Source organism: Bifidobacterium sp. UTCIF-1, assembly GCF_006408915.1.
Taxonomy (GTDB): Bacteria; Actinomycetota; Actinomycetes; order Actinomycetales; family Bifidobacteriaceae; genus Bifidobacterium; species Bifidobacterium reuteri.
Genome location: NZ_JFAG01000023.1, coordinates 15,992 through 39,384 on the forward strand (window position 1 = coordinate 15,992; position 23,393 = coordinate 39,384).

Here is a 23,393-nt window from a genome sequence, read left to right on the forward strand (position 1 = left end):
GCAACTCGAATAAGCTACCACAACTTGCGGATAAGTGCACGTTCGGCGTGGCGTACTGGCGTGTCGGGCGGAGGATACGAGATTCGGACTGATGCGAAGGACCTCCAGGGTGAAGTGTGCCTGTGTGCAATTAGCAAAGAGGTGAGCCTGGGTGGTCGAGCCTCTGGTGTGCGGGTGCGTCGGGTGTGATGGAAGGTGAGCTTGGCGTTGTGGTCCGATGAATCCTGAAGATGTCCGTGTCGAGCGGGGCGAAGCGCCTGCCGGATGAAATGGTGAAATTGGGGCATGACAAGCGTCCGAAATGCGGGATGATGACGAAGCGCTGAGCGTAATAGTCTCAAATAATGAGACGATAGCCATGCGAATCCAAGGCTGAAACCAGAGGAAACAACCGTGCATTACCTCGCTTTGGCGAAAAAACAAGACTGTTCTTCCGAATATTTTTTCTTTATTATGCAGTCGTTGGTTTTGGGCAGGACTTGCAGCGGACCTACAGTTCGGCGGATTCAGACGGATTCAGAAGAATCCTGTGCCGGGCATCGCATACAGCCGGGCCGATCCAGCAGCAATCGTTTTCGGGAGAGGAAGTCGGCATGATTCGTCGCGCCTGCGCGCAATGCGCAGCATCAGTCACCAAGCGACTGTGCGCGTTGGTTGCCATCGTGTTCGCAGTCACGTTGATCGCCACCACCATCGCGCCTGCCGTGCTCGCGCCGCAGCAGGCGTATGCCGTTACCGGCACCAGCTCCTCCAGCTCATCGAGCAGCGTCGACTACGCCACATGGGCCGAGGTCTCCACGGCGATGGACAAGCAGCTCAACGAGGGCCTCAAGACCTACAAGGACGGCAACACCGCAGGCTCCACGTCCGCGTTCATGTCCGCCTACAACCAGATCTACGTGGCCTCCAACTTCACCGCCGTCGTGCACGACACCATCGGCGCGGACAAGCAGCTCGCCCAACAGCAGGCATTCCAGGGCATCCAGAACCTCTCCTACACCGCAGGCAACGAAGACCAGCTCGCCCAGCAGATCGCCTCGCTGACCGCCGACCTCGATGCCACCGCGCAGCAGCTCGACGGCAACGCCCAGCTCGCCAAGCCGAAGGCCTACGCCGAGGCGCTGCAGCAGCAGCTGGCCAAGGAGCGCAAGGAGCTCGACGCCAAGAAAAAGAAGAACCCGGGCAAGGGCAACCGCTCCTGGACCGACGTGGCCAATGAGATGACCCCGATCCTCGACAACGCCTACAAGGCATACGAGCAAGGCGATGGCGCCAAGGGCGCCACCCTCGTCAACAACGCCTACTACCAGTACTACGAGAAGCTCGGCTTCGAGAAGAACGTGATGAACGCCATCAGCGGCAACCGCGTCTCCGAGGTCGAATACCAGTTCAAGATGTGCCGCAAGTCGATGAACACGGGCGCCCCGCTCAAGGACACCAAGAAGCTCATCGACGACCTCAAGGCCATGCTGGTCAAGGACGCCGGCATCCTCGACGGCGGCGCGGCCGACCAGGAAGGCGGCTTCACCAAGTTCATCACCAGCGCGGTCGGCCAGGCCTTCCTCATCCTCATCCGTGAAGGTCTTGAGGCGCTGCTGGTGGTCGCCGCCGTGATCGCCTACCTAGTCAAGTCCGGCAACAAGCGCTTCACCAAGTGGATCTACGTGGGTGTGCTGGTCGGCCTTGCCGGCTCCGGCATCATCGCTGTGATCTTCGGCCTCATGTTCGGCGGCTCCGGCCCCCAGCAGGAGATCATGGAAGGCATCTGCGCCCTGATCGCTATGGGCATGCTGCTGTGGACCAGCAACTGGATGCTCAACAAGAGCTCGGTCGAGGCATGGAACCGATACATTCGCACCAAGACCGAGGCCGCGGTGGCATCCGTGTCCTCCCAGGCCGAATCCGGTGAGAAGGTCGCGTTCGGTACCGTGGTCTCGCTCGCTATGCTGAGCTTCCTCGCTGTGTTCCGCGAGGGTGCCGAAACCGTGATCTTCTATGAATCGATCTATTCGATGAGCCAGGATTCCAAGGGCATGTGGACCGGCGGCATCGCTGCGGCCGTGGTGCTCGTGATCATATTCCTGATCATCCGCTTCACCTCCGTGAAGATTCCGATCGGCCCGTTCTTCCTGATCACCTCGATCCTGATGTCCGTGCTGGTCGTCGTCTTCGCGGGCGGTGGCGTGCACGCGCTGATCGAGGGCGACGCTCTGCCCGCCAACTACCTGCAGGGCGTGCCGACGAACGACTGGCTTGGCTTCTATCCGTACGTCGAAACGATTGTGGCGCAGATTATCGCCGCTATCGCTGTCATCGCACTGTTCGTGGTCGGCTTCATCAAGCAGCGTCGGCTCAAGACCGGCTCCGCACCAGCCGCGAGCAACGCCGAGGTTACTGCGGATGCGCAGTAACCGGTGACGGACTGGCGGTCGCGCCAACAGTGCCAGTGCCGTCCGCCCAACACACAATAGCTTCCCCTGAATAATTCATAATTCAACAATCCGTGAATTCCATTCACACCAGGAAATAAGAGAAATGATGAAGAACAAGAAGATCGCCGCTCTGCTCGGCCTGCTGCTCGCCGGCACGATGACCGTCTCCATGGCGGCCTGCGGCCAGACCAACAGCGCATCCTCCGACACCAAGTCGGACTCCTCCTCCCAGTCCTCCGACTCCAGCAGCAGCGACTCCAGCTCCTCCGACGCCGGCGCCGGCTTCGAGGAAGTCCCGGTCGGCCCGTCCGGCACCGCCGAAGAGCAGGATCAGGAAGCCGGCCCGCTGACCGTGGGCGCCGTCTACTTCCAGCCGATCGATATGGAACCGGCTTCCATGGGCCTCAAGGCCGCGGACGCCTCCTTCCACCTCGAGGCCGACATCCACGCCAACGAGAAGGGCACCGAACTCGGCTACGGCAAGGGCGACTTCATCCCTGACCTGACCGTGAACTACACCATCATCGACAAGTCCACCGGCAAGGAAGTCGAGGGCGGCACCGCCACCTCCGGCACCTTCATGCAGATGAACGCCTCCGACGGCCCGCACTACGGCGCCAACGTCAAGCTCGACAAGGCCGGCACCTACCAGCTCAAGCTCTCCATCGAGTCCCCGGCCGCCAAGGGCTGGATGCTGCACGTCGACCCGGAGACCGGCGTCAAGGGCCACTTCTGGACCGAGCCGATCGAAGTCACCTTCGACAACTGGGACTACACTCCTCGCCAGTGGTGAGTCTCAAGGACAGTTTCCCTCTGACGAGGGAGCTGTCCGAGTGAAGCGAGGGCTGAGGGAGAAAACGGAGCGGCCGTAAGGTCGCGAGAGCCATATGGCGCGAAGCGCGATTCTGTGTTATTGCGGTACCGCGCTGGTTCTCTCCCCCAGTCGACTCCGCCGACAGCCCCCTCGTCAGAGGGGGCTTCAGTCCGTTTATGGCACATTAGCCAAACCCCACAAGGAAAGGGCGTTGAATGCTGGAACAATTCGTTGCGGTGATGCCGGGGACATTGGCCCCAGCGTTGCTGGTCATGTGCCTGAGCGTGATGCTCACCGTGGGCGAAGGCCGCGACAAGCCAATCAGTGCATACTGGCGGCTGTGGGGGCTTGGCATCGGCATCGTCGCCGCCATCGTGTTCGCCGCCCTGCGCGCCACGGCCGTCATCAACCAGCGCACGTTCATCAATTATCCGGTGCTGATTGTCGCCGTGATCGTGGATGTACTCGCGATCGCCGTGGTGGTCGCTGCACCCCGCATCACCCACAACTGGGCCAAGCATGCGGTCTGGATGCACGTGGCCAACGCGGTGGCCGCCGTACAAATCGCACTCACCGTCTTCTATGCGCTGCCGGATGTGATTCTGCAGCTCACCATCTGGGTGGAGCCGGGGGAGACGGCCTTCACCTCGGCCATGCTACTGCGCGCGCTCGGCTTCCTGCTGGGCGTGGCCATGTCCATCGTGGTGGCCGCCATCTTCCGCACCATGCGCACCACCGCAGTGCGCTGGGCTTTCACCATCGCTGTCGTCGCCGTGATGGTGATTCTACTCATCCAACACTTCACCGGCCTTATGCAGATCCTGCAGGCGCGCGGCTTCCCGATCGGCCACACGGGCTTCGTGGCGCTTGCCTGGTCGATTAACCATAATTCCGCGATGATCATGGCCCAGGCTCTTGTGTTCCTCGTGCCGGCCGTGGCATCGGTGGTCGCCGGCTTCCGCATGAAGACGCACGATGTCCCGGGCGCGAACGAGGCCACATTGCGCCGTCACAAGGCATTCCGCCGTCACGCCATCGCCGCCGCGGCATGGAGCCTGATCGCGGCGATCGGCGTCACCGCCACCCTGACCGTGGGCGTGGCCGCCACCCATCAGACCATCACACTTTCCCCGCCCGAGGCGTACTCGCTCAAGGACGGCGTCGCCACCATCCCGTTCACCCAGGTCGAGGACGGTCACCTGCATCGCTTCGAATACAAGGCCAAGGACGGCACCGTGATGCGCTTCATCATCATCCGCAAGAACGGCGGCGCGTACGGCATCGGCCTCGACGCCTGCGAGAACTGCGGCGACGCCGGCTACTACGAGAAGAACGGCAAGATTATCTGCAAGAAGTGCGAGGTGGCCATCAACCTCGCCACCATCGGCTTCAAGGGCGGCTGCAACCCGATCCCATTCCCGTACAAGACGGGCAACGGCAAGATCACCATCCAAACCACCGATCTGGACGCCCTGAGCGTCCACTTCCAGTGAACGTAAGGCAGGAGGCAAACCATGTTCTTTCTGCGAATGATCGCGCGGTCGTTCACGCGGCAGCTGCGCAGGCGTCTGCTCATCGCGCTGACCGTGTGCCTGTCGGCCACCGTGAGCGTCTCGATGCTGGGCGTCGTGTTCGACGTGGGCGACAAGCTCAACGCCGAGCTGTCCACCTACGGCTCGAACATCACCGTGCAGCCCAAGTCGGACGCCGTGGTATCGGACCTGTACAACACAGAAGGCGGCGACGGCGGCACGTCCGGCGGCTCGGCGTCCGCCAGTGACCCGACCTCCTTCCTCAAGGAATCGGACGCAGCCAAGATCAAGACCATTTTCTGGGCGTTCAACATCACGAACTTCGCGCCTGAGCTCAACCAGCACGTCACCGCCATCAACACCAAGCCGGTGACCCAAGGCGACGGCTGGGCGGTGAGCCTTGCCGACTACCCGACCCAGAAGAACACGCCCGTGGTGGGCACATGGTTCAACAAGAAGCTCACGCTGCCGTCCGGCGAGACCACGGTGGTGGGCGTCGAAGGCATGCGCTCATGGTGGAAGCTTGAGGGACGCTGGCCCAAAGACGACACCAAGGAGGCCCTGATCGGCAAGGATCTGGCCAAGTCGCTCGGCGTCAACGCGGGGCAGAGCCATGAGGATGAGGCCGCCGTGCAGGTCGGCGGCAAGGTCACGCTCACGCGCGGCGACAAGTCCGTCGATTTCAAGATCGTCGGCGTCTACGATTCCGGCGATGACGACAACAGCGCCATGTACGTCTCCTCCTCGCAGCTGCAGGAATTGGTCAGCCTGCCCGATTCGGTGAACAAGATCGAGGTCAAGGCGCTGACCACGCCGGAGAACGACCTCGCGCGTAAGGCCGCCAAGAACCCGGCCGCGCTCAGCCAGGACGAATGGGAGACGTGGTACTGCACCGCCTATCCGAGCTCCATCGCCTACCAGATCGAGGAGGTGATTCCGGGGGCGGTGGCCAAGCAGGTGCGGCAGGTGGCCGCGCTGCAGGGCAATGTGCTGCAGAAGACGCAGGCTGTGATGATTCTGATGACGGTATTGAGTCTGATTGCGGCGGCCGTGGCCGTGGCGAACCTGATGGTCGCCTCGATTGGCGAACGGTCCTCGGAACTGGCGCTGCTCAAGGCCATCGGCGCTACTGATGGTGCCGTATCCCGCCTGATGATGGCGGAGACGGCGGCGATTTCGCTGCTCGGCGCTCTGGTCGGTGCAGGACTCGGCTCTGCGGTGGCGCAGCTGATAGGCCACGTGGTCTTCGGCTCGGGCATCACGATGCGCCCGATGGTGTTCGTATTGGTGTTCGTGCTGCTCGCGGTGACCGTGCTGCTCGCCTCGGCCTCGTCCATCCGCTCGATTCTGAGCCTGAAGCCTGCGGAGGTGCTCCATGGCCGCTGAGTTGCACTCCGCCTTCGGCGGTGCCGGTTATGTCGGTTGTGCCGGTTGTGCCGGTTGTGTCGCCTCCTGGGTGCGGAAGGACGTTCCGACGTGGTCAGCCGGGGAATGCCGCGATTTCGCGATGTCATCCTCGGCTATGATCGCTTCCTCGCGTGAGACCGTCCTTTCGCTCTTCTTCGGAATCGTCGTCAACGTATGCAAGAAAGGAGACCGCCGATGACCAATACCGGCATGTTCTTCAGAATGCTGTTCAGCGCGGTGTTCCGCCGTCGTTCGCGCGCGGTGATGGCTGTGGTGGCCTCGCTGGTGGGTGCTGCCACACTGTTCTGCCTGGCGATGATCTGCATCGCCGTGCCGCAGCAGATGAACGAGGAGATGCGCGCGTATGGCGCGAACCTCATCGTGACGCCTACCGCCTCCGGCACTGACGGCAAGGCCGGCATCGACTCGGCCATGGTCGCGCATACCACCGAAATGGTGGCTGCGAAAGGCTCCGAAAAGCACGCCACCTATCGCTACGAGAATGTGCGCGTGAACGCAGCCCCTTACGTGATGGCCGGTATCGATGTCGCCGAGGTGAAGAATCTCAACCATCACTGGGTGGTGGACGGATCATGGCCCTCCGCCGGCAAAGTGATGATCGGCCGCGACGTGGCCGACGCGATGGGCTTGGAAATCGGCGGGCGCATCACCATCGGCTATCGTGCCGCCGACAACGCCGGTTCCTCCACTTCGGGTTCCTCTGATGAGGAAGCTGGCGCAGCGAATGCTGCGACTGAGGGAGAGACCGGCAATACCAATGGTTCGCAGAGCTCGTCTGCGAACGCCTCCTCCGACCAGCCCACCCAGGACGGCCGCGTCTCCAGCGACATCATGGACACCTCCGGCACCGAGTTCCGCGTCGCCGGCATCGTGGACACGGGCGGCAGCGAGGACTCCATCATCTACGCCACCAACGATGACGTCGCCAAACTCACCGGCACCACTCGCGGTGTGGACGTCATCGAATACTCGGCCGGCACGGAAGACCTGAACGCCCTCGTAGCCAGCATCAACGACATGACCTCGATGCATGTCAAGGCCCAGCCGGTCACCAAGATCACCTCGTCCGATACGCGTATCATCACGATGCTGCAGACCCTGTTCTGGATCGTCTCGCTGGTGGTGCTGGCGCTGACCTTGGTGGGCGTGGGCACCACCATCAGCTCCATCGTCTCCCAGCGCCGCAATGAGATCGGTCTGCGCAAGGCGCTCGGTGCCAGCTCGTCGGCCATCGGCGCGGAATTCTACGTGGAATCGGCCATGTACGGCCTGATCGGCGGTCTTATCGGCACCGCGATCGGCTTCGGCCTGGCGCAATGGCTATGCGTGGCCGTGTTCCAGCGCTCCATCGGCTTCAACTGGTGGCTTGCCGCCGCATCCGTGGCGCTGTCCGCGCTGGTGGCGGTCGTCGCCTCGATCCCGCCCGTTCACCGCGCCACCCGCATCGACCCGGCCGTGGTGCTGCGCGAAGAATAACCCCCCATGCGCGGGCTCCCTCCTTTCTGCCTCTCTGAAGCGGAGGAGCGGAGGAGCGGCGCCTGCCAGAACGACTAGACTCATTAGCAATCAGGAGAACCATCATGGATATGCTGCTTGAACTCGACCATATCTCGAAGATCTACGGCGACCTGCATGCCGTGGATGACCTCAGTCTCACCGTGCCGCAGGGCGAATGGCTAGCCATCGTCGGCTCGTCCGGTTCCGGCAAGACCACGCTGATGAACATGATCGGCTGCATGGATACGCCGTCCAAAGGCTCGGTGAAGCTCGAAGGCCGCAAGCTGGAGGACCTCAACGCCTCGCAGCTTGCGGACGTGCGCAAGAACATGATCGGTCTGGTGTTCCAGAAGTTCTATCTGGTGCCGCATCTGACCGCCGTGGAGAATGTGATGGTGGCGCAGTACTACCATTCGGTCGTCGATGAGAAGCAGGCCCTTGAGGCGCTCGAAAAGGTGGGATTGAAGGATCGCGCCCATCATCTGCCCGGCCAGCTCTCCGGCGGCGAGCAGCAGCGTGTGTGCGTGGCCCGCGCGCTGATCAACGAGCCGAAGCTCATCCTGGCCGACGAGCCCACCGGCAATCTGGATGAGAAGAACGAGAAGATTGTGCTCGACCTGTTCCGCCAGCTGCACCAGCAGGGCACCACCATCATCGTGGTGACGCACGATGCGCTGGTCGCCGGCTGCGCCGAGCGCGAGATCATGCTCAACCACGGCGTGCTGGTGGGTGAGAAATGGAATGACGAGAAGGCCCGCGAGGCTTATGAGGCAGCCGGCGGCAAGCCTGCCTCCACCGGTGCGCAGGTCGAAGGCGCGCAGACCGGCGAAACCGCCATCGGATTCGCCGATCCCACCAAAGCCGCCAAAACCGGCGACTCGCTCAGCGAATAGCCTGGCGGATGCCGCCGTTACCCGGCCAGACCAAGCCGCAGCAAGTACATCGGGCGCCTTCTTTTGAGGGGAGCTAGTAGGGGCTGGTGACGAAGCTGATTGAGTGGGGCGGAATCGCGCCGCTTCCCGACCGGTCTCTGGCAGCAAACCAGGTTTCCCTCTCTGAGAGAAGCCGTTATGGGTTCCGCTCATGCGACGATATTTGGTTCCCTCTCCGAGGGGAGCTGTCATGCAGTGACCGAGGTGAGTCTCCGCATGACCTTGAATCAATAGGATTGAAATATGACCGACAAGAACACGTTGAAGAAAACAGCCACATTGGCCGCAGCGGGACTGGTGGTAACCGGTGCGCTGCTCGCCGGTTGCGGCGAATCCAAGGCCACCCCGATGGATGACCAGTATTCCGGCAATTCCGGCGAGACCCAGCAATCCCAGGAGGAGCAGCCGCAGTCAAGTGGGTCGGTTTCCGGCGATTCCGGCGATTCGGCCGACTCGAGCAATGGCTCGTCCTCGGATTCGTCGTCCACCACGTCCGACAAGAAGGACACCGGCAATTACAAGGACGGCGATTACTCCATCAATGGCCAGTACGGGCCGATTGGTGAGGATTCCATCGATGTGCATCTGACCATCAAGGACGGCAACGTCGAGAACGTCGAGATTGTGGGACATCCGTTCACCACAATCTCCAAGAACCATCAGAACGCTTTTGCCAAGGCCATCAATGGTGTGGTGGACGGCAAGCCGCTCAAGGATCTCAAGGTGGACAAGGTGGCAGGAGCCAGCTGGACGTCCGAAGCATTCAACAAGGCGCTTGAGATCGCCCGGCAGGAGGCCTCCATTCAGGAGTAGCCCCATCTCGCGGGGCAAATCCTCGGGTTGGTGGTGATTGTGCCCCGGTGGTATGTGCTCAGTGGGGCGTTTCCTTGGGTGGCTGGTGGGAATGCCCCGCTCAGGGGTGCTTAGCGGGGCGAAACCTCGGTTTGGTGGTGGTTATGCCCCGCTGAGGGGCGCTTAGCGGGGCGTTTCCTCGGGTGACTGGTGGGAATGCCCCGCTCAGGGGTGCTTAGCGGGGCGAAACCTCGGTTTGGTGGTGGTTATGCCCCGCTGAGGGGCGCTTAGCGGGGCGTTTCCTCGGGTGACTGGTGGGAATGCCCCGCTCAGGCGTGCTCAGTGGGGCAATGCATCGGTTTGGTGGTGGTTGTGCCTCACTGAGGCGCGCTTAGTGGGGCGTTTCCTCGGGTGGCTGGTGGGAATGCCCCGCTCAGGCGTGCTCAGTGGGGCAAATCCTCGGGTTGGTGGTGATTGTGCTCCACTGGTGCGTGTTCAGTGGGGCGATTCCTCGGTTTGGTGGTGGTTGTGCCTCACTGAGGCGCGCTTAGCGGGGTGTTTCCTCGGGTGGCTGGTGGGCATGCCCCGCTCAGGGCGCTTAGCGGGGCGAATCCTCGGTTTGGTGGTGGTTGTGCCTCACTGAGGCGTGTTCAGTGGGGCGTTTCCTCGGGTGGCTGGTGGGAATGCCCCGCTCAGGGCGCTTAGCGGGGCAATGCATCGGTTTGGTGGTGGTTGTGCCTCACTGAGGCGTGTTCAGTGGGGCGTTTCCTCGGGTGGCTGGTGGGAATGCCGGCTCAGGGGTGCTCAGCGGGGCAATGCATCGGTTTGGTGGTGGTTATGCTCCACTGGTGCGTGTTCAGTGGGGCGAATCCTCGGGTGACTGGTGGGAATGCCCCACTGGGAAGCTCTTAGCGGGGCAAATCCTCGGGTGAGTAGTGGTATTGGCCCGCTGAAGTTGTCGTGGCGTGGCGATTCCACTATTGGACAGAAGATTGAGTGCGATCGGGCGGCGTCCGGTGCGATCGGGAGGTCACTTGAGCAGGGCGGGCCAGAGCAAGTCGGCCATACGGTCGGCCCATGAGGTTCCGGTGGCGTCTGATAATCCGCTCGCTGTGGTCATACCCATCCAGCTGTGGTCGCTCGTAGCGCTATCAGTACCGGTTGTAACATTGCTATCAGCGCCGCTGGCCATACCGCTAACCGCGCCGTGGGCCATACCGCCGTCCGTCGCGACAATATCCGTATCCGCGTCTGCGCCGGCTTCCGCACCGTCTGCGTCTGCGCCGGCTTCCGCACCGTCTGCACCTGCGCCTGCATCAGTACCTGCGTCTGCGCCGGCTTCCGCACCGTCTGCGTTTGCGACGTCGTCCGCGCCCGCATAGGCGCCTGCACCGTCTGCGCTGCCGGTGCCCATGATGGCCTCATACGCCACCAGCGAGCCGATGATGGTGGACAGCAGTAGCCTCTCGTCGATGCCGGGGCGGAAGATGCCCTGTGCCACACCTTGGCCGATGAACGTCCGCACTTGCTTGAGCCACGGCGTGATCACCTGATCGACGATGTGATGGAAGAATTCCGCCTCGCTCGAGAGCACGATGCCCACATGCTTGACGTCGATGTTGTTGTCGCGCACCCAATCCACCAACCGCTGCAACAGTTGAGTGAAGTGCTCGCGCGTGGGGCTGGGCACCGGGCCAGCCTCGCCGCTGACCAGATACATCGCGCTGATGCTGCGCAGCAGTTCGTTGGAATTGTGGTACCGACGGTAGATGGTGGTCTTGGCCACACCTGAGCGCCGGGCCACCTCCTCGATGGTCACGCCGCTGATGCCGCGCTCCACCGCGATCTGCAACGTGGCGTGCATGAGCTTGCGGTCGGTGGCTTCGCGGCGACGTTCGGCGCGAGGCGCAACTGATGGCGCGGCCATCGGTATGACCGGTGACTTGGAGACCGGCTTCGCCGTTATGGCTGTGCCGGATATGGTTTTCATGACTTCTTCTTTCTTCATGGTGTCTTCATGATGTCGTGACGATGCGGATGATGACGTCAATTTCTGTACGTCCACTCGGCTCTGGCTGATGACTTCCCTTAGCCAGAGCCGCTGACAGCTCCCCTCAACGAGTGGAGCCAAGGGTAGCCGAGAATCTCGGCGTCAGCTCAGCACCTTCGTGCTCTCCACCTTGGCCACATACCACTGGTTGAACCGCACCAGCGGCTTGCGCAGCAGCAGGCCGAGCAACAGCAGCGGTGGCACGAACGCCAGCAGCATGCCGGCCGCCCTCCAATAGTCGAGATCGTAGATGCCGGCGATGGCGGCGCGCATCATCGTCACCGAATGGGTCAGCGGCAGGAACGGGCTGACCTTGGAGATGAAATCGGGCAGCACCTGCACCGGGTAGGCGGCGTTCGCGCCGGAGATCTGCACGATCAGCATGAGCACGCCAATCGCCTTGCCCACGTTGCCGAAGCTCACCACCGCCGTGTAGGTGAAGAACGAGAACACTAACGAGCTCAGCCAGCCGGAGAGCATGAACAGCAGCGGATGCACCGCCTGCACGTGCAGGAACAGCAGATCGCCGGTCAGCGACACCGTGGACTGCATGAGCGCAATGAGCGCGAACACGCCATAATGACCGAGGAACAGCTGATGCGGGCGCGGATTGCCCAGCGCCTCACGAGTTTTGCGCGAGACGGTGGTCTTCAACGTCACCACCATGAGCAGCGCGCCAACCCACAGCGGGATCAGCGTATAGAACGGCGCCATCGAGGAACCGAAGTTCTCCACCGGGAACACGGCCGTGCGCTTCAGCTGCACCGGAGCCGCAAGGGTGCTCGCCAGCGCCTCGGGGTCATTGCCCAGGACCTCCTTGACCATGCCCATATCGCCGCTGTTCAGTGCGTCCGCCAGTTTGCCGTTGAATGAGCTCAATTCATCGCCGGCGGCGCGCAGCTTGCCGGACACCCTGTCCAACGTGGTGCGCGCGTTGGTGAGCATGGTCTTCGCGTCGCTGGAAGTGCCTTCTACGTCGCTCAGTGAGGTCTTCAGCTGTGCCGCACCGGACTGGAGGATGCCCGAGGCTTCGGACGCGGACGAGGACAGGGATTCGATCTGCGGCTTCACGTTCGTGGCGAAGTCCGACTTCACGCCGGCGATGCTGCTTTTCGCCTGATCGGCGAGATCCTTGACCTGCTGGTGACGGTTCTGGACGTCGGCGTTGCTGTTGCGCACGTCGGTGGCCGCCGCGTTCAACGCATCCTTGAGCTTGGTCTGTCGCGCAATCGAACGATCCAGCGACTTGACCACGGCCGCATCCTCGCCGAGGATGCCGGCGAGCGTATTGCGGATCGACGTGTACTGGGTGATCTGGTCGGCGACCGCGGTGGCCTGCGCGTCAAGCTCATCGGCCACTGTGGTCGAACCGTTGTTCGCGTCCTGATAGAGGGCGTCGATGGAGTCGGACACCGCGCCGAAGCTGCTGGCGCTCGCGTCCAGCGCGTTGCCCATCGCGTCGGTGGTGGTGTTCAGCGCCCCGGCTACATCGGTGACGCCCTGTTTGGCGGTTTTCAGGTTCTTGCTGGCCGTGGACGCCGAACCCGAGGCCTGCTTGATCAGGCTGTTCGAGGTGTCCAGCAGGGTCTGTGCCGAATCGGTGAGCGTGCTGTAGGTGCCCAGCATGTCTGCGGTGCTGTCGAGCTGCGACGCGAAATCGGCGACATTCGCATTGAATGCGGTCAGTTGCTGCTTGGCTTCCGGTGTGGAGAGCTGATCCGCCAGCGACGAGGCGATCTCCAATCCGGCGGCGGTGATGGTCTGAGCGAATGTGGTGTTGATTTGCGATGCCACCTCGTCGGTGCCCTCGTTGAGCAGGTTCGGGGCCAACGCGTTCTTCTTCTCGTTGCGGTAGTAGGTCAGCTTGGCGTGCTGCACGTCATCGGAGAAGAACGTCATCATGTCTTCGCTGAATGACTCCGGAATCACGATGGCGGCATAGTACTTGCCGGATTTCGCGCCGTCGATGGCGTCGTCCTTGGAGGTGATCGTCCAGTCGAGCTGCGAATTGGCGCGCAGGGCGTTGACCACCTGGTCGCCGACGACGACCTTCATCGGAATCAAATCCGACTTATAGCCTGAGTCCGTGTTCGCCACCGCGAACTTCAGGTTCGACATGTTCGAGAACGGGTCCCAGCAGGCCGCCACGTTGAACCACGTGAACAGGCCGGGGATCATGGTCAGGCCGATCACGATGATGATGGAGACCACGTTGCTGGTCAGTCGTTTGACGTCTCCGGTGAAGAGCTTCCACATCGTGCTCATCGTGCGTGCCTTCCTTCCTTGTGCTGCGTGTTGTGCTGTGCGTCCTCGTGCGCGCCCGCAGCGGGCGCGTGAATAGCCGGAATCCTGACTGTGGGCGCGTCGCCGTTGCTTTCCGGAGAGGATGCGGCATGCCGTCCGTAGAGCATCGAGCGAATCGACTCGTCAGAGAGATTGCCGAGCTCGGTCTGCCGGCGGATCGAGTCGCGCATGTATTCCACGACCATCAGGAAGCCGATGATGATGAGCACCCAGGCGAGCCAGGTGGCCATCACCACGATCTTCTCGCCGGTGGTCAGGGAGAAGATGATGATCAGCGCCGCCGGCACAACGAATCCGGCGATCAGCGCGCCGGACAGTAGCTTCGGATACTGCTGGGTGAACTTGGCTGCGCGCCGCTCAATCGCATGCTTGTATTCGGTGCGATTCGCCAGCGCGGCAATCGCCTGGGTGACGCGGTATTCGTTGGTGGCGATATGCACGGGTTCGCCGATGATCATGTCGCTTTCCTCGATTTCGCGCGCGAACAGACGGTTCAGATTCGCCAGCCTCGGGCGTGCGACCAAGCCGAGTAGGAAGGCCAGGACGGCGAACATCAGCAGTTTGCCGATATAGCCGAACCATAGGCCGTCGTAGAAGCCGCCAATGGTCTCGCGCATCGCGTCGATCGAATAGGTGAACGGCAGCAGCGGATAGATGATGCGGAAGAACCGGGGCATCATCTCGATCGGATACAGACCGGAGGCGCCTGGCACCTGCAAGATCACCAGCGCCACGCAGACGCCCTTGCCCACATGCATGAACGTGGTGGACAGGGCGAACACCACCGACATGTATACCAACGAGGTAATAAGGCAGGTGAGCAGGAATACAGGGATGTTCTCGCACTGCATGCCGAGCACCAGATCGCCGATGCCGGTGACCAGACCTTGGCATGCGGCGAGCGTGGCCAACAGGAGGAACCGGCCCATATAGCCCTGCGTCGGGGTAAGTCCAGGGATGCCTTCGTCATCGGTCTCCACCTTGGGAATCACCACCAAAACGAACGCACCCACCCACAAGGCGAGGTTGGTGAACAGCGGGGCCATACCGGAGCCGTACGACGACACCGGATAGATGGTCTGCTCCTTGATCACCGTCGGGGACATCATGAAATCGGCGATTTTCGAGGAGTCCAGCGACCCGTCGCTGTCGAGCAGGGAGCCGAGCGACGTGGAGATGCTCATCGCCTTGATGTCGGTGGCAAGCGTATCCAGCTTGGTCTGCACATTGGCGAGCGCTTTATCGGTGTCGTCGAGCGCGGTTTTCGTGGAGGCGGCGGCCTTGTCCAGCTGGTCGAGGGCCTCTTTGGACTGGTCGATCAGCGTGCCCTGGTTGGTGATGTCGTTGGAGAGCGTGGCTGCGGTGGCGCTGATGGTGCTCAGTCCGCTGTTGAGCTGGGGGAGTGCGCCGGACACCAGGGTTTTGCGGGCGTCGTTCGTGGCGTTCAGCGTGGTCTGCGTGGCCGTGTTGAGATTGTTGGAGAGTCCGGCCGTATGCTGCGACGCGCTGCTGATGGTGGTGTTGAGGCTCTTGAGATTGCCCAGCGTGCCGGCGAGCTGGCCGTTGCGCTGTTCCAGTCGCTCGATGGCTGATTTCAACGGTTCCTGATTCGCGTTCGGCAGGCTTTTCAGCGTTTCCAGGATGGCCGCGTTGGCGTCGTTGATGTCTTCTGCGGTGTTCAGCATCCCGCCCACCTGCTGGTTGGCGGCGCTGATGGAGCCGGTCACCGTGCCGATGTTCTGATTCGTTTGGGAGACGGCTTGGCTCAGCAGGCTCGAGCCTTGGTCGAGCGCGCCCGAGGTGGAGGTGACGAAGCTGTTGACGCTGTTCTGTGTGCTGCCGATGAGCTTGGAGGTGCCGGCAAGGCCTTCGGCGGCGTCGATGCCGAGGGTGCGCGCGTCCTCCAGCGCTTGGCGCGCGGTGCGGGTCTTGGTGGGGGTCTGGTCGAGCTTGTCCTGCAGCTTGGCGATGGTGTCGCGCGTGTTCTGCACGTCGCCGGATGCCTCGTTCAGGGATGCGACGGTGTTGGCCTTCGTCTTGTCGCCTGTCGCGAGGGCTTTGTCGCCGGCTTTGTTGATGGTGTCGGTCAGGACTTTGGACACCGTGGAGACGAAGGTGGAGTTGACGGTGCGGTCGATGGTGGAGGCGCCCACGTCGGTGACTTTGGGGGCGATGGCGCTGGCCTTCTCGTTGACGTAGTACTCGAGGATGGGCTTGGTGTCGCCGCCGGTGACCACGCCGGCCAGGGCGTCGGAGAAGTTCTTCGGGATCACGATGGCGGCATACGCCTTGCCGGACTGCACCTGGTCCATCGCCTCGGCTTCGCTGAGGAACGTCCATCCGAGCTGGTCGTTGTTTTTCATCTGGTCGACGATCTGGTCGCCGAGGTTCTGCTTGCCGATCAGCGCGTTGTCGGTGCCGGCGTCGTTGTTGGCCACCGCCACCACGATGCCTTTGGTGTTGCCGTAAGGGTTCCAGAAGCCCACGATGTTGTACCACGAATACAACGGTGGGATGAACACCATGCCGAACAGGATCACCCAAGCGGTGGGTACCTTGAACAGGCGCATGAAGTCGCGCTTGAGGACTTTGAGAATATTGCCCATGCTACCCCCGGAGCTGTGTCTATTGGTATTCGCTACGTTTTCCGTAGCGCTACGCATTGGGTAGCGTAATACCGTGTCGGGAGATTTGGGAAGGTGGGTATGGGGGATTTGGCGGAATTGCGCTGGATTGCGGTGTAATAATCGTGCGTCGCTGCTCGATGTGTCTGATTATTAGGGTGTTGGGTTGTTGTTGGGGGTGCGGCTTGGGGCGGTATGTGATGTGCCGTCCCGGATTTCTTGCGCTGACGCCGATTCAGCGCCAATAATCCGGGACGGGTGGGTTTGTTTCGGGAATTTGTTGCGCTGGGTGTCGCTGAGTGCAAGTATTTCCCGCCGGGTGGGTTTGTTTCGGGAATTTGTTGCGCTGAGTGTCACTGAGCGCAAGAAATTTGGGGTGAGTGGGTTTATCTCCCGGATTTCTTGCGCTGGGCGGTGTCGGACAGTGTTGGTGTCGGACGGTACTGGTGTCGGACGGTGTTGGGTGGTACTGGTGTCGGACGGTATCGGGCGGTACTGGACGATACTGGGCGGTATTGGGCGGTACTGGACGGTGTTGGGTAGATTAGGAATCCGGGGTTGTCCCTGCACCGTGGGGATTTGTGGGGATTCGCCCTACACCGTGAAGTGGTAGTCATTGTCAGCTTTGGATGCTGCCGGTGCCCTCTGCGGAGTCGAATGAGCTGGAGGAATCGGCGGAACCGGAGTCGGATCCATTGGACTGTCCGGGCATGCCGTTCTGGCCGCTTTGTCCGTTGCCGGGCATGCCTTGGAACTTGCCTCCTTGTCCATTGCCGCTAGGCATCTGCATCTGCTGGCTTACGCCTTGGGAATGTCCTCCGGAAATCGCGCCGTAGGCCAATCCGCCGCCGAGGCCGCCGATCAGTCCGCAGCCCAGGCTGATGCCCGCGATAATGGCTATGGTCTTGCCGCTGAAGGACTTCAATGCCGAGCCTTGGCCGAACCCATGCGGAGCAGTGGTGCCGGATTGATTCCAGGTTTGCTGGGATTGAGTCCCCCAAGATGCATTGCCGTCGGTGCCGTATGGCTGCTGGGTGGCGCCAAACGGCTGCGCAGGGCCTTGCTGCGGGTTGACGCCGGGCGTCTGGCTGTTGTAGAGATTCTGGTACTGGTGGGTGTCCGCGGTCCGGTTGACGTTGATCGGTTCGGTGGCTGCTGTGGCCTGTGCATTCTGGTCTGTGCGATTGGCTCCAGTGTTCGGGTTGGTGTTGTTGCTGGTCATGATGATTCCTTATCGATGAATGGTTGAAGTTAGTTGTTTGGGGGTGATTGTGGACGATTCGTGACGGGTAAGGCGGCGAGGCGAACCGGGGATGGGCGTGTGCGAAGGGCGCTGGAACGGTTGATGCCGGGGCAGCATTCGCCGCTACATGCTCCACGTGGTCGAGGTGCCGAACGCGCTGTCGAAATCGGAGCGGTCGATGAGATCGGCGCTCAGCTCGGTGTCGTTGCCGGTTGCCGAATCGGGTAGGGCTGTGCCGTAATCGCCGGTGACGGTCACGGTCACCGAACCGGTGCCTGTGACCACGGTCTTGCCGTTCGCCACGATGGTCGCGGTGTTGCCATCCGAATCGACGACCGAACCGCCGTCGGCCACATTCAGTGCGGAGACCGTCGTGTCCTCGCTCACCACCCAGGTCGATGTGCCGTCGACGTTCACCGTGATCGGCGAATCGGTGGTGGAATCCTCATTGGCGGCGTCGTTCGTCACAATGCTCGCCGCGCCGGTCCATGTTGAGCCGTCCAGCAGATTCAGCGTCACCGAGGAAATCGTGTCCGCGCTTACCGTGCCGTTCAGCGTCTGATTGTGACCGGTGAACACCACAGTGGCGCCGTTGGAGCCTGCAGAACCCCAGTTGTTGGAGTCGTTGCCGGCTGCGGTGATCAGCGCCGCCTTGGAGGAATCGAAGTCAAGCGTGGTATTCGACAGCACCACGTCGGCGGTGGTGTTCGTGAAGTAGAACATCGAGCCGGATTCGATGGCGGATTTCAGCGTGGAATCGGCGGCCTGGAATGTGGCGTGCTCGCCGGTGGAGGCTTCGGCGTCGCCGGATGTGGACTGATAGATGATCACGCCGTTGGCCACCGGGTCGCTGGCGGTCTTGCCGGTGACGGTGCTGGTCAGCTGGGAATCCTTAATCAGAATCGTATTCAGCCCCTCCATGCCTGCGATCTGCGAGCCGCTGGACGTACCTGTGACGCCCGAGACCTGCACATCGCCGGTGGAATACAGCAGCGGTGAACCCGAACCGGCCGTGCTCAGGTCGGAATCGGTGGCGGAGATCGAACCGCCGCCGCGGTCGGTGGCGACGGTGGCGCTATGGTCGCCTGACGTGGTGGCGGTGACCGCGCTCGCCAGGATCGTGCCGCCATAGGTGGCGTCAAGGGCACGCGAATTGTCGGCTGTGGTGGTAATGGTCACGTTATTGACCAGCGCGGTCCCCGAATCGGTGGCGAACACGGCGTTCGACCCGGAGCTGGAGGCGTTGATGGAGGAGTCGGAGATGACGGTCTTCGAATCCTCGCCCACCGTCAGCGCCACGGAATTGGTGCCGTAGAAGTTGTTGTTGTCGGCGTTGTCCGAGTCGCCGGATTTGTTCAGTGTGGCGTTGGTCAGGGTCAGTGTGCCGCCGTTCTGCGCCAATGTGGTGTTTTGGTCTGATTCGGTGGCCTCGATGGTCTCAGCGTCGGAGGTGACCTCCTTGCCGTCCGCGGTCAGTGCGCCCGAGTAGCTGCCGCTGTAGTCGTAGCTCATGGTATCCGCACCGCCCATGCCGCCGGGCTGGCCTTGCAGGGTGGTGCTGTTCTGTGTCGAGCCGTTGCCCCAGCCGAGGCTGCGGGCGATGGCTGCGCCTGCCATGCCGTAGCCGAAGCCGGTGACCAAGGAGATGGCGGCTGCCGTGGCCGCCGCCTTGCCGAGAGGGGACTGCGCGGTGCGTCGAGCGATTCCCCTCGGTTTTGGCTGTCGCTTGCCAGACGATGATGTGATGGTCATGTCGGTTCCTTTCCGCCGGTGCGCTCGCGGATACGCGGGCCTGTCCTTGCGGGCCTTATGCCTGTGCGCTCGCGGATGCGTACCCTGTTTGCTATTGACTCCAGTACACTGCCTCGGGCATAAAGGGAACTGCGGTGGCCCGGTGGGGCCTCTGGAATGTGCGGAAAGGACGTCTGGAAGGTTGTTGGACGTTTCCTGAATGCGCAGGGCAGGGACTATTGCTGCCGGGGTTGAATCTCAGCGCTGATCGCCGACGTTGAGGACCCGCCATGTCACAATGGAAACCATTCGAGCGACGGCATAGGAGGGAATCATCATGTCTGATCGCACGCCTGAACAGTCCCATCGTAGGGAATCTTCCGCATCCAAAGAGGCTAGGGAATCGGCTCTCGAAGCCGACCTGGTAGCCGCCGAACTGGACGGTGCCGAACTGGATCTTGACGCCAAACGACTGCCGATTCTGGCTCGCGTCTATGGCGTGCTGGTGCTGCTCGACGGGCTGGCCACCCTGCCGATTGTGGTATTCGCCACGTGGTACTCCGTGCATGAGATTATGACGGGCCATGTGCAGGTGGACGCGATGAGCCTGACGTTCGTGCTGTCCGCGCTTCACGCGGTGGTACTGATCGGCAACGCCATAGCATTGATGATTTTCGGCGTACTGCTCGTACTCAACCGCCGCCGGTACGCCGCCCGCTGGGCGTATGTGCTGATGCCGCTCACCTTGGCGGATGGCATGCTGTCCCTCGCGCTTCAGGGCTTGGGGTGGAATGTGGTGTTGCCGGCCATCCAGATGGTGATCCTTATCGTAATCTCCGTGACCGCCGATCCGGGGCTGCGCGAGGAGCGTCGGTTGCAGCGCGCGCTGAGGCGCATGGATGAGCGCGATGACTATGAATCCGCGGTCGCCGCAGGCATGCTCGGTCGCGACCAGTCCGGCAAGGGCTATATTGCGTTGGACTTCTTCAACATCTTCTGGCTGTTCACCATCGCCTCGATTGGCGGCCTCGCCATCGAGACCATCTACCATCTGGCGCTGTACCACGGGGAGCTGCAGGATCGCGCGGGGCTCTTGTGGGGCCCGTTCTCGCCGATTTACGGCTGCGGTGCGGTGCTGGTGACCGTGTGCCTGAACCGCTTGTGGAAGGCGAATCCGTTCCTGATCTTCTGCGCGTCGGCGGTGATCGGCGGTGCGTTCGAATACGCCACCAGCTGGTTCATGGAAGTGGCGTTCGGTATCACGGCCTGGGATTACACCGGACAATGGCTGTCCATCGACGGCCGCACCTCCGGCAAGTATATGTTCTTCTGGGGGCTGATCGGTGTCGTCTGGGTGCGCTGGCTGCTGCCGCGCATGCTGGCGCTCATCAATCGCATCCCTTGGAAAGTGCGGTATTCGCTGACCGCAGTGTGTGCGGTGCTGATGGTGGTGGATATCGTGTTCACGCTGATGGCTCTGGACTGCTGGTACGGGCGCATGTCCGGGAATGTGCCGGATTCGCCCGCCGCGGTATGGTTCAGCGAGCATTACGGCAACGACTACATGGCCGAACGATTCCAGACCATGCACATCGACCCGTCCAAGGCCGGCCGCATGTAGCGGGTCGCGTATCTGGATATCTGGGTATCGCTGGAGGCTGGAGCGTATGAAGACCCTCGATTGTCGCCAATATGCGGGGAGCGTAAGACGGGCCGTGCAACGTGTCGGACTGAACGATAAACTGGCAGTGTTTGAACGAAATCCGGGCCTCTGTATCGGAGGCGTCGGCGGGCGGACGTATCCGTGATGCGCACTGATGCATCGCGGACATATTCAGCCGCCGATCATCGGGGCGCCCGCTGGCGTTCCACGGTCAAGAAAGGCAAGGCATATGGCCGAAGCTACTGCAAATATCGGTGTCATCGGACTGGCTGCGATGGGCTCTAACCTGGCTCGTAACCTGGCACATCACGGCAACACCGTGGCGCTGTTCAATCGCCACTACTCCCGTACCGAAAAGCTGATGGACGAGCACGGCACCGAAGGCAACTTCGTGCCGGCCAAGACGCTGGAGGAGTTCGCGGCCTCGCTGAAGCGTCCGCGCACCGCCATCATCATGGTCAAGGCCGGTGCTCCGACCGACGCCGTGATCGAGCAGCTCGAGGAAGTGTTCGAGCCGGGCGACATCATCGTGGACGGCGGCAACTCTTTCTTCAAGGACACCATCAAGCGTGAGAAGGAAGTGCGCGCCAAGGGCTTCCACTTCGTGGGCTGCGGCGTATCCGGCGGTGAGGAGGGCGCGCTCAACGGCCCGTCCCTGATGCCCGGCGGCACCGCGGAATCCTGGAAGACCCTGGGCCCGATCCTCGAATCCATCGCCGCCAAGGTCAACGGTGAGCCGTGCGTGACCCACATCGGTACCGATGGCGCCGGCCACTTCGTCAAGATGGTGCACAACGGCATCGAGTACGCCGACATGCAGGTCATCGGCGAGGCCTACGACATTCTGCGCCGCGGCTTGGGCATGGATGCCGAGGAGATCGGCGACGTGTTCGAGGAGTGGAACAAGGGCGATCTGGACTCCTACCTCATCGAGATCACCGCCGAGATCCTGCACCACAAGGATGCCGAGACCGGCAAGCCGTTCGTGGACGTGGTCGTGGATCACGCCGGCATGAAGGGCACCGGCACCTGGACAGTGCAGACCGGTCTGGAGTTCGGCTCTCCGGTGGCTGCGATCGGCGAAGCGGTGTTCGCCCGCGCGCTGTCGAGCCACGGCGAGCTGCGTGAGGCCGCCCAGCGCGAGGGCCTGGCCGGTCCGAACAAGACCATCGATCTGGCTGGCGAGGACCGTGCGGCGTTCGTCGAGGACGTGCGCAAGGCGCTGTTCGCCTCCAAGGTGGTGGCCTACGCGCAGGGCCTCAACGAGATTCAGGATGGTGCCAAGGAGTACGGCTGGGATATCAACCTGTCCGAAGTGGCCCGCATCTGGCGTGGTGGCTGCATCATCCGCGCCCAGTTCCTGCTCGACCGCATCACTGAGGCGTTCAAGGGCGATAACCCGCCGGCCTCTCTGCTGTTCGATCCGTACTTCGAGAAGATCATCGGCGAATCCCAGGATGCATGGCGTCGCGTGATTGTTCGCGCTATCGAGGCGGGCATTCCGACCCCGGTGTTCTCCAGCTCCCTGGCCTACTACGACGGTCTGCGCTCCAAGCGCCTGCCCACCGCCCTGACCCAGTCCCAGCGCGACCTCTTCGGCGCCCACACCTACGGCCGCGTCGACAAGCCCGGCGTTTTCCACACGCTCTGGGCCGAGCCGGGCAAGCCTGAAGAGCAGCAGAGCTGATCTTCAGGCTTGAGGAGAGCCCTGTGGGCTCTCCGGCCGGCTCGGTGGTTGGCGGCTATGCCGTCAAACCCAGTATTGAGTCTCGCTCGTAGAGCGAGTCCGTAATTGCTGTTCGAAGAAGGCCAGGAAGCCGGGGCCGTCCAGCCTTCTTCGGTGCGAGGCGGTTTACCGCCGAGCAAGATGGAACTTGGAGCCTGAAGAGCAGCGGAGCTGATCGTCCGGCTTGAGGACAGTCCGGTGGGCTCTCCGGCCGGTAGTCAAACGGAGCGAATCTAATACCTGTGACGGAAGTTCGTTGGCTGTGTTTTCGGCTCCCCTTGTCAGGGGAGCTGGCCCGCGAAGCGGGACTGAGGGGTAGTTATAACGCCAACAAATCTCCGATGCAAGATGTTAGGGACTTTATGGGCTCCCGGCCTTCTTCGTGCTGGGTGGTTTGCCGCCGAGCCAGCTGAGTCTTGCTGTGAACGGGTCGAAACATAAGCTTTTGTTGATTGGGGTTTATGTTTCGACCCGTTTTGGGTATCTGATTCGGGTCGAAACATAATGTGTTGGCGTAGATGACTTATGTTTCGACCCGTTTCGTTGTCCCGGAATCGTGGAGTGGCCCGAATCGTGCTACAGGGACACGAGAGCTTGTCCCTGAAACCAAAAACCGTCTGAATCC

13 protein-coding genes and 1 pseudogene are annotated in these 23,393 nt (G+C 62.0%); 9 read left to right on the forward strand and 5 right to left on the reverse strand.

Annotated features, from left to right (window positions below):
- Window positions 1-593 precede the first annotated feature (593 nt).
- The 7 genes from BW09_RS09490 (at window position 594) to BW09_RS09520 (ending at window position 9,448) form a co-directional block, all read left to right on the forward strand.
- Window positions 594-2,411: an FTR1 family protein gene (locus BW09_RS09490; protein ID WP_044089817.1), complete on the forward strand. Its 1,818-nt coding sequence runs from the start codon at window positions 594-596 to the stop codon at window positions 2,409-2,411.
- Between the two features lie 124 nt (window positions 2,412-2,535).
- On the forward strand, window positions 2,536-3,225 hold the full coding sequence (locus tag BW09_RS09495; RefSeq protein WP_081886453.1) for an iron transporter: 690 nt from the start codon (window positions 2,536-2,538) through the stop codon (window positions 3,223-3,225).
- Between the two features lie 236 nt (window positions 3,226-3,461).
- A complete protein-coding gene (locus BW09_RS09500; RefSeq protein ID WP_044089818.1) occupies window positions 3,462-4,739 on the forward strand; it encodes a DUF2318 domain-containing protein in 1,278 nt (425 codons plus the stop codon).
- 21 nt (window positions 4,740-4,760) lie between these two features.
- Window positions 4,761-6,164, forward strand: a complete 1,404-nt coding sequence (locus BW09_RS09505; protein WP_044089820.1) for an ABC transporter permease — start codon at window positions 4,761-4,763, stop codon at window positions 6,162-6,164.
- A 216-nt stretch (window positions 6,165-6,380) separates the two neighbouring features.
- Window positions 6,381-7,682, forward strand: coding sequence for an ABC transporter permease (locus BW09_RS09510; RefSeq protein ID WP_140464015.1), 1,302 nt, complete (start codon window positions 6,381-6,383; stop codon window positions 7,680-7,682).
- Between the two features lie 110 nt (window positions 7,683-7,792).
- On the forward strand, window positions 7,793-8,596 hold the full coding sequence (locus tag BW09_RS09515; protein ID WP_044089837.1) for an ABC transporter ATP-binding protein: 804 nt from the start codon (window positions 7,793-7,795) through the stop codon (window positions 8,594-8,596).
- 282 nt (window positions 8,597-8,878) lie between these two features.
- The gene (locus BW09_RS09520) at window positions 8,879-9,448 is read left to right on the forward strand and encodes an FMN-binding protein (protein WP_044089823.1); all 570 of its coding nucleotides are present in this window, start codon (window positions 8,879-8,881) and stop codon (window positions 9,446-9,448) included.
- Window positions 9,449-10,820: 1,372 nt separating this feature from the next.
- Here BW09_RS09520 and BW09_RS09525 read toward each other — a convergent pair.
- The 5 genes and pseudogenes from BW09_RS09525 to BW09_RS09545 form a co-directional block, all read right to left on the reverse strand.
- Window positions 10,821-11,291 (reverse strand): annotated as a pseudogene (locus tag BW09_RS09525) (TetR/AcrR family transcriptional regulator); the annotation flags it as partial.
- A gap of 288 nt (window positions 11,292-11,579) precedes the next feature.
- A complete protein-coding gene (locus BW09_RS09530; protein WP_044089310.1) occupies window positions 11,580-13,742 on the reverse strand; it encodes a YhgE/Pip domain-containing protein in 2,163 nt (720 codons plus the stop codon).
- Window positions 13,739-16,387 carry a YhgE/Pip domain-containing protein gene (locus tag BW09_RS09535; protein ID WP_081886454.1) on the reverse strand — a complete coding sequence of 883 codons (2,649 nt, stop codon included), beginning with the start codon at window positions 16,385-16,387 and terminating at the stop codon, window positions 13,739-13,741. The genes BW09_RS09530 and BW09_RS09535 overlap by 4 nt, the downstream gene beginning before the upstream one ends.
- A 637-nt stretch (window positions 16,388-17,024) precedes the next feature.
- On the reverse strand, window positions 17,025-17,627 hold the full coding sequence (locus BW09_RS09540) for a hypothetical protein (RefSeq protein WP_140464883.1): 603 nt from the start codon (window positions 17,625-17,627) through the stop codon (window positions 17,025-17,027).
- 144 nt (window positions 17,628-17,771) lie between these two features.
- Window positions 17,772-19,400, reverse strand: coding sequence for an adhesin (locus BW09_RS09545; RefSeq protein WP_223848057.1), 1,629 nt, complete (start codon window positions 19,398-19,400; stop codon window positions 17,772-17,774).
- 316 nt (window positions 19,401-19,716) lie between these two features.
- On the opposite strand from BW09_RS09545, the gene BW09_RS09550 reads away from it, so the two are divergent.
- Both BW09_RS09550 and gndA read left to right on the forward strand, forming a co-directional pair.
- A complete protein-coding gene (locus BW09_RS09550) occupies window positions 19,717-21,000 on the forward strand; it encodes a putative ABC transporter permease (protein ID WP_044089311.1) in 1,284 nt (427 codons plus the stop codon).
- A 271-nt stretch (window positions 21,001-21,271) separates the two neighbouring features.
- Entirely contained in the window at window positions 21,272-22,729 is a 1,458-nt protein-coding gene (gene gndA, locus BW09_RS09555) for an NADP-dependent phosphogluconate dehydrogenase (protein ID WP_044089313.1), read from the forward strand.
- Window positions 22,730-23,393: the final 664 nt, after the last annotated feature.

Excerpts from the sequence above, each read along its gene's own strand:
- BW09_RS09490 (WP_044089817.1), top strand. The coding sequence starts at position 594 with ATGATTCGTCGCGCCTGCGCGCAATGCGCAGCATCAGTCACCAAGCGA.
- BW09_RS09495 (WP_081886453.1), top strand. The coding sequence starts at position 2,536 with ATGATGAAGAACAAGAAGATCGCCGCTCTGCTCGGCCTGCTGCTCGCC.
- BW09_RS09500 (WP_044089818.1), top strand. The coding sequence starts at position 3,462 with ATGCTGGAACAATTCGTTGCGGTGATGCCGGGGACATTGGCCCCAGCG.
- BW09_RS09505 (WP_044089820.1), top strand. The coding sequence starts at position 4,761 with ATGTTCTTTCTGCGAATGATCGCGCGGTCGTTCACGCGGCAGCTGCGC.
- BW09_RS09510 (WP_140464015.1), top strand. The coding sequence starts at position 6,381 with ATGACCAATACCGGCATGTTCTTCAGAATGCTGTTCAGCGCGGTGTTC.
- BW09_RS09515 (WP_044089837.1), top strand. The coding sequence starts at position 7,793 with ATGCTGCTTGAACTCGACCATATCTCGAAGATCTACGGCGACCTGCAT.
- BW09_RS09520 (WP_044089823.1), top strand. The coding sequence starts at position 8,879 with ATGACCGACAAGAACACGTTGAAGAAAACAGCCACATTGGCCGCAGCG.
- BW09_RS09530 (WP_044089310.1), bottom strand. The coding sequence starts at position 13,742 with ATGAGCACGATGTGGAAGCTCTTCACCGGAGACGTCAAACGACTGACC.
- BW09_RS09535 (WP_081886454.1), bottom strand. The coding sequence starts at position 16,387 with ATGGGCAATATTCTCAAAGTCCTCAAGCGCGACTTCATGCGCCTGTTC.
- BW09_RS09540 (WP_140464883.1), bottom strand. The coding sequence starts at position 17,627 with ATGACCAGCAACAACACCAACCCGAACACTGGAGCCAATCGCACAGAC.
- BW09_RS09545 (WP_223848057.1), bottom strand. The coding sequence starts at position 19,400 with ATGACCATCACATCATCGTCTGGCAAGCGACAGCCAAAACCGAGGGGA.
- BW09_RS09550 (WP_044089311.1), top strand. The coding sequence starts at position 19,717 with ATGTCTGATCGCACGCCTGAACAGTCCCATCGTAGGGAATCTTCCGCA.
- gndA (WP_044089313.1), top strand. The coding sequence starts at position 21,272 with ATGGCCGAAGCTACTGCAAATATCGGTGTCATCGGACTGGCTGCGATG.